The organism is Streptomyces sp. NPDC026377 (genome assembly GCF_055567715.1).
In genome coordinates this window covers 141,095-154,508 of sequence record NZ_JBVHPV010000004.1, presented here as the reverse complement: position 1 = coordinate 154,508, position 13,414 = coordinate 141,095, and the positions used below count along the sequence as shown (strand labels likewise).

At 71.7% G+C, this 13,414-nt stretch carries 14 protein-coding genes; 10 read left to right on the top strand and 4 right to left on the bottom strand.

Going from position 1 to position 13,414, the window contains the following annotated elements:
• Positions 1-136: 136 nt before the first annotated feature.
• The 3 genes from ACZ4MU_RS11025 to pgfA all read left to right on the top strand — a co-directional run bounded on the left by ACZ4MU_RS11025 (position 137) and on the right by pgfA (position 3,180).
• Positions 137-1,837, top strand: a complete 1,701-nt coding sequence (locus tag ACZ4MU_RS11025; RefSeq protein ID WP_467873914.1) for a lytic transglycosylase domain-containing protein — start codon at positions 137-139, stop codon at positions 1,835-1,837.
• Between the two features lie 152 nt (positions 1,838-1,989).
• The gene (locus tag ACZ4MU_RS11020) at positions 1,990-2,148 is read left to right on the top strand and encodes an SPW_0924 family protein (RefSeq protein WP_467873911.1); all 159 of its coding nucleotides are present in this window, start codon (positions 1,990-1,992) and stop codon (positions 2,146-2,148) included.
• Between the two features lie 42 nt (positions 2,149-2,190).
• A complete protein-coding gene (gene pgfA / locus ACZ4MU_RS11015; RefSeq protein ID WP_467873908.1) occupies positions 2,191-3,180 on the top strand; it encodes a cell envelope lipid trafficking protein PgfA in 990 nt (329 codons plus the stop codon).
• A gap of 48 nt (positions 3,181-3,228) precedes the next feature.
• On the opposite strand, the gene ACZ4MU_RS11010 is transcribed toward pgfA, so the two are convergent.
• A complete protein-coding gene (locus tag ACZ4MU_RS11010) occupies positions 3,229-5,946 on the bottom strand; it encodes an ATP-dependent RNA helicase (protein WP_467873905.1) in 2,718 nt (905 codons plus the stop codon).
• A gap of 124 nt (positions 5,947-6,070) precedes the next feature.
• Positions 6,071-6,889 carry a class I SAM-dependent methyltransferase gene (locus ACZ4MU_RS11005; protein ID WP_467873903.1) on the bottom strand — a complete coding sequence of 273 codons (819 nt, stop codon included), beginning with the start codon at positions 6,887-6,889 and terminating at the stop codon, positions 6,071-6,073.
• A gap of 375 nt (positions 6,890-7,264) precedes the next feature.
• On the opposite strand from ACZ4MU_RS11005, the gene rpsA reads away from it, so the two are divergent.
• From rpsA to ACZ4MU_RS10980, 5 genes are all read left to right on the top strand, one after another.
• Positions 7,265-8,773, top strand: a complete 1,509-nt coding sequence (gene rpsA / locus ACZ4MU_RS11000) for a 30S ribosomal protein S1 (protein WP_467873901.1) — start codon at positions 7,265-7,267, stop codon at positions 8,771-8,773.
• Positions 8,774-9,226: 453 nt separating this feature from the next.
• The gene (locus ACZ4MU_RS10995; protein WP_467874631.1) at positions 9,227-10,108 is read left to right on the top strand and encodes a PAC2 family protein; all 882 of its coding nucleotides are present in this window, start codon (positions 9,227-9,229) and stop codon (positions 10,106-10,108) included.
• Positions 10,109-10,211: 103 nt separating this feature from the next.
• Positions 10,212-10,814 (top strand): dephospho-CoA kinase, encoded by a 603-nt coding sequence (gene coaE / locus ACZ4MU_RS10990; RefSeq protein WP_467873898.1) that lies wholly within the window; start codon positions 10,212-10,214, stop codon positions 10,812-10,814.
• Between the two features lie 64 nt (positions 10,815-10,878).
• Positions 10,879-11,265, top strand: a complete 387-nt coding sequence (locus ACZ4MU_RS10985) for a DUF3592 domain-containing protein (RefSeq protein ID WP_467873895.1) — start codon at positions 10,879-10,881, stop codon at positions 11,263-11,265.
• Positions 11,266-11,357: 92 nt separating this feature from the next.
• Complete coding sequence (locus tag ACZ4MU_RS10980; RefSeq protein ID WP_467873893.1) at positions 11,358-11,729, top strand: tetratricopeptide repeat protein; 372 nt, start codon at positions 11,358-11,360, stop codon at positions 11,727-11,729.
• Here ACZ4MU_RS10980 and ACZ4MU_RS10975 read toward each other — a convergent pair.
• A complete protein-coding gene (locus tag ACZ4MU_RS10975; RefSeq protein WP_365113558.1) occupies positions 11,726-11,986 on the bottom strand; it encodes a DUF6343 family protein in 261 nt (86 codons plus the stop codon). The two genes, ACZ4MU_RS10980 and ACZ4MU_RS10975, sit on opposite strands and share 4 nt — an antisense overlap.
• 121 nt (positions 11,987-12,107) lie before the next feature.
• Between ACZ4MU_RS10975 and ACZ4MU_RS10970 the strand changes: the two genes are divergently transcribed.
• Positions 12,108-12,518, top strand: a complete 411-nt coding sequence (locus tag ACZ4MU_RS10970) for an acyltransferase domain-containing protein (RefSeq protein ID WP_467873890.1) — start codon at positions 12,108-12,110, stop codon at positions 12,516-12,518.
• Positions 12,440-12,760 (top strand): hypothetical protein, encoded by a 321-nt coding sequence (locus ACZ4MU_RS10965; RefSeq protein WP_467873888.1) that lies wholly within the window; start codon positions 12,440-12,442, stop codon positions 12,758-12,760. Before ACZ4MU_RS10970 ends, ACZ4MU_RS10965 begins: the two co-directional genes overlap by 79 nt.
• On the opposite strand, the gene ACZ4MU_RS10960 is transcribed toward ACZ4MU_RS10965, so the two are convergent.
• On the bottom strand, positions 12,742-13,158 hold the full coding sequence (locus ACZ4MU_RS10960; protein ID WP_467873885.1) for a hypothetical protein: 417 nt from the start codon (positions 13,156-13,158) through the stop codon (positions 12,742-12,744). The genes ACZ4MU_RS10965 and ACZ4MU_RS10960 overlap by 19 nt on opposite strands.
• Positions 13,159-13,414: the final 256 nt, after the last annotated feature.

Below are 13,414 nucleotides of genomic sequence, written 5' to 3'. Positions count from 1 at the left end.
GCTCCCGGGTGACGAAGCGGTGAAAAGGTGAATAAGGGTCAAGGGGCGGTGTCGCGGCACCCGGTGGGTCCGTTAGGGTCTCCAGGAGCCTGCGCTGGGGAGCGCGAACTGCTGACCACGGGGAGGGGCTGGACACATGGCACCGCAGATCGGTCGACGGCTGCGCAAGGGGGCGACCACGACCGCTGTGGCCGCTGCGGCGGTGGCGGCGCTCTCCGCCTCCCAGGGCCCGGGCGTCCTGGCCAACGACCCGGCGGGTGAACACGCGGCGTCCGGCACCCCGACGCCTCCCCCCGGAGCCCCGGCGAGCGGCAACTCGCCGTACTACACGGACCTCCCGCCCCTCGTCTCGCCGAACCCGCCGGCCGCCCCGGCCACCGGCTCGCCCGTCCTCGGCGCCGACCAGCAGGGCATACCCGCGACGATTCTCGACGCCTACAAGAGGGCCGAGGCCGAGCTCGCCCGCGACCGGGCCTCCTGCCACCTCTCCTGGGAGATACTCGCTGCCATCGGCAAGGTCGAGTCCGGCCAGGCCAACGGCGGCCGCGTCGACGCGAACGGCACCACCCTCAGCCCGATCCTGGGCCCGGTCCTCAACGGCGCCGGCTTCGCGAACATCACCGACACCGACAGCGGTGTCTACGACGGCGACTCGGTCCATGACCGCGCCGTCGGCCCCATGCAGTTCATCCCCTCCACCTGGGCGAGCTCCGGCCGCGACGGCAACGGCGATGGCCGCAAGGACCCCAACAACATCTACGACGCCTCGCTGGCCACCGCCTACTACCTGTGCGGCAACCGCGACCTCGCCATCCAGTCCCACCTGGACAAGGCGATCCTGAGCTACAACCACTCCAACGCGTACCTGACCACGGTCCAGTCGTGGTTCGACTACTACAAGCGCGGCACGCACGAGATCCCGAACGGTACGGGCGTGCTGCCGGGCAGCCGCAGCGACACCCCGGCCCGCCGCCCCGCCCGCACGGTCCCGGTCCCGGCCCCGCACCCGACGACCTCCACCCCGACGCCGGCGCACAAGCCGACCCCGTCCAGGCCGAGCCCCACGCCGACGCACCCGAGGCCCTCCAAGCCCACCCCGAGCGAGCCCGGCTCGCCCAGGCCGCTGCCGTCGAAGCAGGCGAGCACCTTCGAGGACGCGGGCACCGCGGCCCTGACGACCACCGCGGGCTCCTCGTTCGAGGGCCGGCCCACGGCGCGGGTCAAGGACCAGTTGGGCCGGCCGATGGGCAAGGCCACCGTCCGCTTCCAGATCACCGGCACCACCGACGCCCGCTTCCCGGACGGCGCCACCCAGGTCACGGTCACCACCGGCCCCGACGGCCGCGCCATCGCCCCCGCACTGCGGGCGGGTGAGCAGAGCGGCACCTTCACCGTCCGGGCCACCGTCGTCGGCACCTCCCTGCCCGAGATCAAGTGGACCGCCACGGTCAACGCCCGCCAGGCGGATGCCCTCACGCGCACCGACACCAAGGCGCTGACGGCGGCCCCGGGCGCCGAGTTCGCCGACTACGTGGAGGTCAAGGCCACGTACAAGGGAGCCGTCGTCCCCGGTATCGCCGTCGCCGCCACGATGATCGTCACCCCGGAGGCGCCCGCCACCGGCACCCCGGCCGCCGACGCCAAGGTCAACGACAAGGGCCCCTACTTCAAGGACGAGAAGGGCAACCCCCTCCGGTCCCTGAAGGACCTGAAGACCGACGCCAAGGGCGTGCTGCGGCTCCCCAAGATCTATGCGGACGGCCAGACCGGGACCTTCGTGCTCCGCCTCACCACCCCCGGCGGCGCCACCCTTGACGTCCAGCTCAAGGTCGCCTGACCGCCTCACCTTCCGCGGTCCCCCGCCGCCGTCGCCCCCGGACCGCCCCCGCTGCCGCCAGTGCAGCGGGGGCGGTCCCGTGTGTTCTCATCTCACCCCCGCGTTGCTACCGTGCCCAATCCTGACGCCCCATCAGCTCCGGGAGGCCGAGCATGCGCGCCCTCGTCGCCGCGGCCATCGGGCTCGCCGCCGCCCTCGCCATCGTGCTGACCGTCTCGGCGATCGGCGGCCCCGAGGGCACCACCTCGCCCAAGCCCCTGCTCACCGCCGTCCCCACCGCCCCCGGGGCCGTCCCGCCCGGGAAGCAGTAGAAGAAGTAGAAGCAGTGAAAGAAGGAGAGGAGAGCCGGCCGCATGCGACGCAAAGCCAGCCTGATCCTGCTCGCCCTCGCCGTCTTCTTCGCGGCCCTCTCACCGCTGCTGCGCTGGTATGCCTTCCCCCGGCTCGCCAAGGTCCCGCCCAGCCAGTACCAGGAGACGGTCCTGGAGGCGAAGAACGCCACCCTCATCGACTACCAGCGGTTCACGTCCGTGACGGTCCCCAAGGTGACCATCGTGCAGACCCTCAAGGGCAACGTCGAGGAGTCCCGGAAGATCGAGAAGACCGCGGGCAGGGACGTCGTCGTGTGGGACGCGCTCTCATATGTCCTCGACGACAAGGGCAAGTTCGTCTCCAGGATTCCCGAACGCTATGTCTTCGACGCCCACAGCCAGGCCCCCGTCCACGCCACCGGCGAGATGGTCGACGGTGACCCGGTCAAGCGCGAGGGGCTGGAGTTCAAGTGGCCCTTCCTCACCGAGAAACGGGACTACGAGTACTTCGACGCCCAGACCCGCACCACCGCTCCCATCCACTACCAGGGCACGGTCACCTTCCACGGACTGAAGGTCTACTACTTCGAACAGACCGTCCCCTGGACCCAGGTCCCCTTCCCCAAGGCGATGCCCCTCGGCGTCACCCCCGAGGTCGCCAAGCAGACCGGGCTGACCCGGTGGTACTCCACCAAGCGGATGTTCTGGGTCGACCCCGTGACCGGCGGACCGGTCAACGGCGAGGAGATCCATCAGGAGGAGCTCCGCAACGCCCAGGCTCTGTTCGGCCAAGACAAGATCACCGCCTTCTCGGGTCATGTGAAGATGCGTGAGGACTACGTCGACCACACGGTCGCGCTGATCAAGAAGAACCGCACGCTGGTCCTGCTGCTCACCTCCTACCTCCCCTGGGGCTTCGCCGGACTCGGGGCCGCGCTGCTCACCTTCTCCCTCTGGCTGGAGGCCCGCGGCCGCCGCCCCGCCGCCCCGGCCCCGACGGCCCGCACCGAACCCGAGCCGGTCGGAGCGTGACCTCGGCACCTGGAGGCCGCGACGGACACCGGCTTGTGCATGTGCGGGTCAGCGCCTGATCCGGGCGTTGGTGTGGCGCGTCGGCCGGGCCTGTGAGGGGTCCTCCGGCCAGGGGTGCTTGGGGTAGCGCCCGCGCAGCTCGGCGCGGACCGCGCGGTACCCCTCCCGCCAGAAGTTCGCCAGGTCGGCGGTGACGGCGGCGGGCCGGCCCGCCGGGGACAGCAGATGTATGAGCACGGGAACCCCGGCGACCTCCGGTGTTCCCTCCAGCCCGAACATCTCCTGGAGCTTCACCGCGAGCACCGGCTGGGCGCCCCCGTACTCCACCCTGATCCGTGACCCGCTCGGCACCTCGATGCGCTCCGGGGCCAGCTCGTCCAGCCGCGCCGCCTCGCCGCCCGCCCACGGCAGCAGCCGTGGCAGCGCCTGCCCCGCGTCCAGCCGTCCCAGATCCGCCCGGCGCCGCGCCCGCGACAGCTCCGGCTCCAGCCACTCCTCGGCCCGCGCGAGCAGCGCCTCCTCCGACACGTCCGGCCACGGCTCGCCCAGCGTCCGGTGCAGGAACGCCAACCGCTCCCGGAGCCCCACTGCCTCCCGGGACCACCGCAGCAGCCCGGTGCCCTCCCTCGCCAGCCCGTCCAGGAGCGCCTGGCGTACCAGGGCGGGGTCGGGCTGCTTCAGCGCCCGCACCGACAGCTCCACCGCGCCCAGCCGAGCGACCCGCCGGGCGACCACATCGCCGTCCTCCCAGCGCACCTCCTCACCCTCGGCCCCCAGCGGCCCGGCCACGGAGCGCGCGATGCCCTCGTCCACGACGGCGGCCAGCCGCACCCGCGCCGAGGCGGCCTGCACCGGCCGGTCCGCCACGGCCACCGCGAGCCACTCCGCACTGCGCAGCCCGGACCCCTGACCCAGCTCCGCCCGAGTGCCGGACACCATCAAGAACGAGCCCTCACCCCGAGCCCGGGCCACCCGCTCCGGAAACGCCAGCGCGGTGACCAGCCCGGCGACGGCATCGTCCGACCGCGCCCCGGAGCCGGAACCCGAGCCGGAACCCGAGCCGGAACCCGAGCCGGAAACTGGACCGGAAATCGAGCCGGCATCCGGACCCGAAACCGAACCCGGACCGGAACCGGAAACCGAACCCGAAACCGAGCCCGAACCCGGCCCCGCTCCACGCCCCGCCCCCAACCCCGGCGGGCTCCCGGCGCCGGAGCTCCCGGGCGGCGGGGATCCGGACCCCGCGCCCGTGACCGCCGAAGTCAGCCGCCGTACCTCCTGGCGCCAGCGCGCCCCGTAGCCGTCGCCGCCCCGGCGGGCCGTGCGCCACGCCGCTGCCAGGTCGTCCCCGTACTCCCTCGGCGGCTCCTCACTCAGGAGCGCCACCACCTCGGCCGCCCGGCGCGCGCCCACCTCGGCCGTGCCGTCGAGGAGAGCGCGGGCCAGCCGGGGATGCACCCCGAGCCGGGCCATCCGCACGCCCCGCTCGGTGGCCCGGCCGCCCTCGTCCACCGCGCCGATCGCGGTCAGCACGGAACAGGCGGCCGCCATCGCCCCGGCCGGCGGGGCGTCGAGCAGCGCCAGCCCCCGTGCGGTCGGATCGCCCCAGCACGCGGCCCGCAGGGCGAAGGACGCCAGGTCCGCGATCTTGATCTCGGGGGAGGGGAAGCGGGGACGACGGGCGTCGTCCGCGGGCGCCCAGCACCGGTACACCGTGCCGAACGCCTCCCGGCCCGCGCGGCCGAGGCGCTGGGTCGCCCCGGCGTCCGACACCGACACGGTCGCCAGGGACCCGAGCCCCCGGGCGTGGTCCACACGCGGCTCGCGGGCCAGTCCCGAGTCGACCACGATCCGGACGCCCGGCACGGTCAGACTGGATTCGGCCACGGAGGTCGCCAGGACCACCCGCCGACGCCCCTCGCCGCCCCGCAGCACCGCGTCCTGGACCGCCGCCGGGGCCCGCCCGTGCAATTGGAGGACTTCCGCCTCCACCCCGTCCAGCATCCCGGCCGTCCGGGCGATCTCGCCGGTGCCCGGCAGGAAGCAGAGCACATCGCCTTCGTGCTCCTCCAGGGCCAACCGGATCGTCGCCGCGACATGGCGCAGCAGCTGCGGGTCCACCCAGGTGCCGTGGGCCGGGCGGATTCCGGCGGGCGGCGGTGCGTAGCGGATCGCCGCCCCGTGGCCCTGTCCCGTACTGCGCACCACCGGGGCGGGGCCCGGGCCGTCGGCCACGGTCAGAAGCTGCGACCAGGCCTCCGCGTCGCTGGTGGCGGACGCCGCGATCAGCTGGAGCTCCGGGCGCAGCGCGGCCCGGACGTCCACGAGGAAGGCGATCGCGGTGTCCGCGTCGAGATGGCGTTCATGGCACTCGTCGAGCAGCACCACGTCCACCCCCGCGAGCTCCGGGTCGCGTTGCAGGCGTTGCAGCAGGACGCCGGTGGTGACCACTTCGACGACCGTGCCCGGTCCGGCGCGCCGCTCTCCTCGCACGGAGAATCCGACCGCGTCTCCGACCTCCTGGCCCAGCAGCCAGGCCATCCGGCGGGCGGCGGCCCGGACCGCCATCCGCCGCGGCTCGGCCACCAGCACCCGCCGCCGCGGCCCGGCCCCGGTCAGCCCGGCCAGCGCCAGCGGCACCAGGGTGGTCTTGCCGGTGCCCGGGGGCGCGGACAGGACCGCCGTGCCGCGCTCGTCGAGTGCGCTGAGCAGCTCGGGCACGGCATAGCGAACGGAAAGACGCTCGATCGCGTCGGTTCGGATCACGACCACAGTTTCGTACGTCCCGGCCCGGGCCCGTTTCCCGTCGTCCACAGACCAGCTGGTTTGTGGGTTTGTATGACAAATGAAGGCGTGGGGCCGCGCCGCCCCACTCCCGGACAGGTGCCGTCTAATCCCGCTCGCACACGAAGATCGCCGTACCCGGGATCAGGTTCCCCCGCAGCGGGGACCAGCCGCCCCACTCCTGCGTGTTCCAGGCCGGCCACTCCGGCTCGACCAGATCGACCAGCCGGAAACCGCCGGCCACCACGTCCCGGACCCGGTCGCCCAGGGTCCGGTGGTGCTCGACGTACACCGCCTGCCCGGCCTGGTCCTGCTCCACGTACGGCGTGCGGTCGAAGTAGGAGGCGGCCACACTCAGTCCTTCCGGACCCGGCTCGTCCGGGAATGCCCAGCGGATGGGGTGCGTGACGCTGAAGACCCAGCGTCCGCCGGGCCGCAGCACCCGCCGCACCTCACGGAAGACCCGAACGGGATCCGCGACGAACGGGACCGCCCCGTACGCGGAGCACGCGAGGTCGAAGGAGCCGTCCGCGAAGGGGAGCGCCCCCGCGTCCGCCTCCACCAACGGAACCGTTCCGCCGTCGATGCGCAGGGCGTGCTGGAGCTGGCGGTGCGAGAGGTCGAGGGCGACCGGCCGGGCGCCCCGCGCGGCCAGCCAGCGCGAGCACTGGGCCGCCCCCGCGCCGATCTCCAGGACGTCCCGCCCCTTCAGTGACTCCACCGGGCCGAGCAGCCCCGCGTCCGCCTCGTCCAGCCCCTCGGGGCCCCAGACGAAACGGTCGTCCCCCAGGAACGCTCCGTGGTCGGTCTGGTACTCGTCGGCGGTCCGGTCCCACCAGCTCCGGCTGGCCCGACTGCTCTCCGCGTCGTCGGCGTCACGCCGCGTCGCGTCGGGCTCGTATTCGGCCTCGTACTCTTGGATCATCGTGTCCGTCGTTGTAGTTTGCGCAGAGCGCGAGCACGTGTTCGGCCCAACGACTTCTGCTGGGCTTTCATGGGCCATCGTGGCCTCGGAGAACCTCAGTTGTGCCGGGAATGCGGGGATCCTCCCCGGGTGTGCGCCTTCGCGCATTGACCCTGTCCGGCTGCCCCCGTATGCTACAAGTTGCGCTGCGAGCCTGCGCACCTCAGACCTAGCAGGCGCGCTTCCATCTGTTGTATGTCCCCTCGGTTGTCGAGGCGCCATCCGGACCGACCCGGACAGGCGCTTCCCAGGCTGTCCGGCTTCTGCAGAGGCGATACGGGCTCTCGGCGTGGCAGTACCTACGACTTTCTGTCCGTAACCGGAGCCCTTTCCCACATGACGAGCAGCACCGAGACCACCTCTACCACTCCGCAGGTAGCGGTCAACGACATCGGTAACGAGGAAGCCTTCCTCGCCGCGATCGACGAGACGATCAAGTACTTCAACGACGGCGACATCGTCGACGGCGTCATCGTGAAGGTCGACCGGGACGAGGTCCTGCTCGACATCGGTTACAAGACCGAAGGCGTGATCCCGAGCCGCGAGCTCTCGATCAAGCACGACGTCGACCCGAACGAGGTCGTCAAGGTCGGCGACGAGATCGAGGCCCTGGTTCTCCAGAAGGAGGACAAGGAAGGCCGTCTGATCCTGTCCAAGAAGCGCGCTCAGTACGAGCGTGCCTGGGGCACGATCGAGAAGATCAAGGAAGAAGACGGCATCGTCACCGGTACCGTCATCGAGGTCGTCAAGGGTGGTCTCATCCTCGACATCGGCCTCCGTGGCTTCCTGCCGGCCTCTCTCGTCGAGATGCGTCGTGTCCGCGACCTCCAGCCCTACGTGGGCAAGGAGCTCGAGGCGAAGATCATCGAGCTGGACAAGAACCGCAACAACGTGGTCCTGTCCCGCCGCGCCTGGCTCGAGCAGACCCAGTCCGAGGTTCGCCAGACGTTCCTCACCACCCTGCAGAAGGGTCAGGTCCGCTCCGGCGTCGTCTCCTCGATCGTCAACTTCGGTGCCTTCGTGGACCTGGGTGGCGTCGACGGTCTCGTGCACGTCTCCGAGCTGTCCTGGAAGCACATCGACCACCCGTCCGAGGTTGTCGAGGTCGGCCAGGAAGTCACCGTCGAGGTCCTCGACGTCGACATGGACCGCGAGCGTGTCTCCCTGTCGCTGAAGGCGACGCAGGAGGACCCGTGGCAGCAGTTCGCCCGTACGCACCAGATCGGGCAGGTCGTCCCCGGTAAGGTCACCAAGCTCGTTCCGTTCGGTGCGTTCGTGCGCGTCGACGAGGGCATCGAGGGCCTGGTCCACATCTCCGAGCTGGCCGAGCGCCACGTGGAGATCCCGGAGCAGGTCGTCCAGGTCAACGACGAGATCTTCGTCAAGGTCATCGACATCGACCTCGAGCGTCGCCGGATCTCGCTGTCCCTGAAGCAGGCCAACGAGTCCTTCGGTTCCGACCCGGCCTCGGTCGAGTTCGACCCGACGCTGTACGGCATGGCCGCGTCGTACGACGACCAGGGCAACTACATCTACCCCGAGGGCTTCGACCCCGAGACCAACGACTGGCTCGAGGGCTACGAGACCCAGCGCGAGGCGTGGGAGGGCCAGTACGCCGAGGCGCAGCAGCGCTTCGAGCAGCACCAGGCCCAGGTCATCAAGTCCCGCGAGGCCGACGAGGCCGCCGCTGCCGAGGGCGCTGCCGCCCCGGCCGCCGGTGGCAACGCCGGTGCCGGCATCTCGGGTGGTTCGTACTCCTCGGAGTCGGACGACAACTCCGGCGCCCTGGCGTCGGACGAGGCCCTGGCTGCCCTGCGCGAGAAGCTGGCGGGCGGCCAGAGCTGACGCTCTGACCCCGGTCGGTAGATAGCCGAATGTAAGGCCCGCTCCCCATTGGGGGGCGGGCCTTACGTCTTTCCCGGCTGACAGCACTCCGGGACGCTCTCCGGGCGGGGTGCTCGTCATGGAGTGACGGGGATGTCGGTCAGTCCCTTCCCGCCGTGACCGTATGGCCGGGGTAGACGGTCGTTGGACAGGTGTTCGCGTTGTCGTGGGTCAGCGGCTCGTCCGGTGACGGCAGGGATGGCGCGTGGGCAGGTCAAGGTCCGTACCAGCGGCCGGAAATCGCGGCCGAGGTCCCGTACCGGCCGAAGTGAGAACAGCATGTGAAACGGACGCGCGCGGGAATGCCGCTGTCGCATGGGGCGTTCTTCCCTACGAACACGAGGAGGAGCGGTAATCGTGCTTGATCCGCAGGGTTTGTACGAATGGGAGCCGAAGGGCCTCGCTGTCGTCGACATGGCGCTCGCGCAGGAGTCGGCCGGCCTGGTCATGCTGTACCACTTCGACGGATACATCGATGCGGGTGAGACCGGCGAGCAGATCGTCGGGAAGCTGCTGGACAGCCTGCCCCACCAGGTGGTGGCCCGCTTCGACCACGACAGACTCGTCGACTACCGCGCCCGCCGACCGCTGTTGACGTTCAAGCGGGACCGCTGGGCCGACTTCGAGACGCCCGCGATCGAGGTGCGCCTGGTGCAGGACGCCACGGGAGCGCCGTTCCTGCTGATGTCGGGCCCCGAGCCGGACGTGGAGTGGGAGCGGTTCGCCGTCGCGGTACGGCAGATCGTGGAGCGCCTCGGCGTACGCCTTTCGGTCAACTTCCACGGCATCCCGATGGGCGTTCCGCACACCCGCCCCGTCGGCATCACGCCGCACGGCAACCGCACCGATCTGATGCCCGGTCACCGCTCGCCCTTCGATGAGGCGCAAGTGCCCGGCAGTGCCGAGTCGTTGATCGAGTACCGCCTGATGGAGGCCGGACACGACGTCCTGGGCGTGGCCACGCACGTCCCGCACTACGTGGCGCGCTCCGCCTACCCGGACGCCGCGCTGACCGCCCTGGAGGCGATCACGGCGGCCACCGGGCTGGTGCTGCCGAGCATCGCGCACGGGCTGCGCACCGAAGCGCAGCGCACCCAGACGGAGATCGAGCGCCAGATCGGCGAGGGCGACGAGGAACTCGTCACGCTGGTGCAGGGACTTGAGCACCAGTACGACGCGGTCGCGGGCGCCGAGACCCGGGGCAACCTGGTGGCCGAACCGGCGGACCTGCCGTCGGCCGACGAACTGGGCCGGGAGTTCGAGCGGTTCCTCGCGGAGCGCGAGGGAGACCTCTAGAGCGGCTCGATGACGACTGCTGTAGTCGGTGTCGGGTCCGCGGGTGACGCCACCCGCGGACCTGTCGCCGACGGCGCGAGCGGCATCCCCTAGGCTGCCGCTCATGCTGAAGGTGGGCCTGACCGGCGGAATCGGCGCCGGCAAGAGCGAAGTGTCGCGCATGCTCGTCTCCTACGGGGCGGTGCTGATCGACGCCGACAAGATCGCCCGAGAGGTCGTCGAGCCCGGAACCACTGGCCTGGCAGCGGTGGTCGAGGCGTTCGGCAGCGGAATCCTCGCGGCGGACGGCACCCTGGACCGCCCCGCCCTGGGTGCGATCGTCTTCGCCGACCCCGCGCAGCTCGCGGTCCTGAACGGCATCGTCCACCCGCTGGTGGGTGCGCGCTCGGCGGAGCTGGAGGCGGCCGCGGGCCCGGACTCGGTCGTCGTCCACGACGTCCCGCTGCTGACCGAGAACGGCCTGGCGCCCCTGTACGACCTCGTGGTGGTCGTGGACGCCGCGCCCGCCACCCAGCTCGACCGGCTGACCCGGCTGCGCGGCATGGCGAAGGCCGAGGCCGAGGCCCGGATGGCGGCCCAGGCGAACCGCGAGCAGCGCCTCGCCGTGGCGGATCTGGTCATCGACAACGACGGCCCACTGGAGGCGCTTCAGCCGCAGGTCGCGAAGGTGTGGTCCGAGCTCCTGGAGCGCGCGGGCGCCCGCTAGGGCTCCCTCGGCGGGAAGTCTCAAATCACCGCACCGCCTCACCTCCCGGGTTTACGATCCCGGTGTGCTCTTCGTACTGGCGGGTTTGACGCTCTTCGGCGGGCTGGTGGCGCTGCTGGCCGGCGCCTACGGGCTGCGCCACACCCGGCGCGTCGCGGCGGCGGGCGACGCGGTCTGGGCGCTGGTCAAGCCCGCCCCGCCCGGGTCCGGACGCCCCCTCCTCCAGTACGAGACGGCCGACGGGCACGTCCTGGAGCTGCCGTCCCCCGTACCGCCCACACGTCGTGAGCCGCTGACTCCCGGCGGGCGCGTCCACCTCTCCTACGACCCGGCCGACCCGCGCGACGTCGTTCTGCTGGGCCGGGAACGAACCGGCCTGGACCGCACGTTCATAGCGGCAGGAGCCGCCGTGGCGGCGGTCGGCCTGATCCTGGCGGTCGCCGCGCTGTGAGCGGGCCTCGCACTCCGTGACGGAGGGAAGGAGTACGGAATACGGGAACTGGGCAGTGCGTTGTCAACGCGCAGCGAGGGAAAGGACCGACCGTGGCCGAGAGCACCCCGGAAACGCACGTCATAGACTTCCGCGCGGCGGAGCAGCTGCTGGCTGCCCGGGACCCTCGCGGCGCGGTCAAGCTCCTCGACTCGGTCATAGCGGCCCATCCGGAGAACACCGCGGCCCGCCTCCTGCGCGCCCGCGCGTTCTTCGCCTCGGCGCAACTGCGCGCGGCCGAGCTGGAGTTCCAGCTGGTCCTGGAGCGCGAACCGGACAACGCCTTCGCCCACTTCGCCCTGGCCCGCACCTACGAGCGCACGGCCCGCCCCGACCAGGCCGTCCGCCACTTCCGCCTCGCCGCGGCGCTGGACCCGAAGCCGGAGTACGTGGAGGCCGCCCGGTTCGAGACGGACGAGGGCTAACGCCGTCGCGGCGGCTCGTACGGGGGGATGTCCGGTCCCGGCTGGTAGTGCGGCCCCTGGTGGATGTGGTGAACGATCATCGCCAGGTCGATCGTGACCAGCAGGGCGAGGGCAGCGCACGCCGCCGTCCAGCCGGGGCGGCCCTCCAGAGCGAAGCCCGCCGTGCCGGCCAGGGCCCAGATCAGACCCCACACGCTCAGCCAGAATCGCATCCGCAGCGGACTGCGTGCGGTCGAGGGTTCACTCCCAGTGCGCATGGCCATCGCCTCTTCCAGGGAAATTTTACCCACGGGCCGGCTGGTTCGGGCTGTCCGGTGAGGCTCGGCTTGTTGGGTCTTCCGCCTGTTCCCCACCCGTACGCGGCATAGGGTGACGCGCGTGGTGGACGAGGACGTCCTGTTACCGGTGGGGGACGAGTTGCCCGAGACGCTGCTCGACCTCGCCGTACCGCACGAGGACATCGACGAACTGGTGGCAGTCGCGCGGAGGGTGGAGGACCGGCCGGAAGCCCGCAGGCTGCTGGAGGAGTCCGTGCGGGCGCTCGTCCGGGAGATCGGGAGCGTGGGATTTCAGCCGGACCCGCCACCGGCCCCGGAGGGTCTGGCGGGCCCGGCAGCGGAGCCGGGGGCGGCAGGGGAGCCGGGGGCGCTCCCCAGCTGGGACGGCTGCAGTTCCAGCGCACCCGGCTCGGCGAGCGCACCGGGCAGGCGGTGCGGGCCGCCGGGCTGCCGCTCGGACCCGGCGATGCCCGCCTCAGCATCCACGTCCCGGGCTGCCACGGGCCGCTGACCCCGCAGGCGGGCGACGCCTCCCTCGCGCTGGCCAAGGACTTCTTCGTGCTCCACTACCCCGACGAGACCTATCGCGTCGCCGTCTGTTATTCGCACCACCGTGGAACGCGCGGTCGTGGACCATCTGCGGGCGGGCGGGCACTGGTACGGCGGACACGGATGCTTCGAGCTGTGGCCCGGGGCCCGGACGGGCGGGTCGCCCGCCGGCGGCCCCCGCGTCGTCAGTGCACGAACGCGTAGCTGCGCCAGGGCGGCGTGTTGGGCGCGATGTTGTCGCCGAGACGGCTCGGGACGTACGTCATCTCCTTGCCGCGGCAGTCAAGGGTCCGGTACAGGCGGACGTCCGCCAGCGTGTTGTTGTGGACAGCCGTGGCACCTGTCGGCGCCATCCGATGACAGCCCTTGACCGGCGGACTGCCGATCTTGACAACCCGCTCCGCCGAGGTCGCGTAGGAGAAGGTGCCGACCGCCGTACGGTCGAGATTGGCGCAGGCCGTGGCGGCCAGCGCGAGGAGCGCCGCCCCGGCGGTAGGGGCGAGCCGCCTGGCGGACCCCGACCGCCGCCGGGTGGAGCGCCGGGCCGCGGACGGGGACGGCTCGGACGGGGGCGGCGCGAGCTGGGACACAGGCACGGACATGGGCGGTCCTCGTCTGTACGGAGTACGGCGGTGGTACGGCGGTCAGTACCGTCACCCTGCCCGCTCGACGCAACCCGGGCATCCCGTGCGCGGCCGGCCGGGCGACCCCGGCCCTGCGGGGCCCGGCGGTCGACTCCCCGCGTGAGGTCCCCATAGCCACCGACCCGCTTATGTGGTGCGCACACATCCCGTACTCATGTACCGGCTGCCTAGCGTCATGGTCGCAACCAGATCAGCCTAGGCAAGGGGGCCCGGA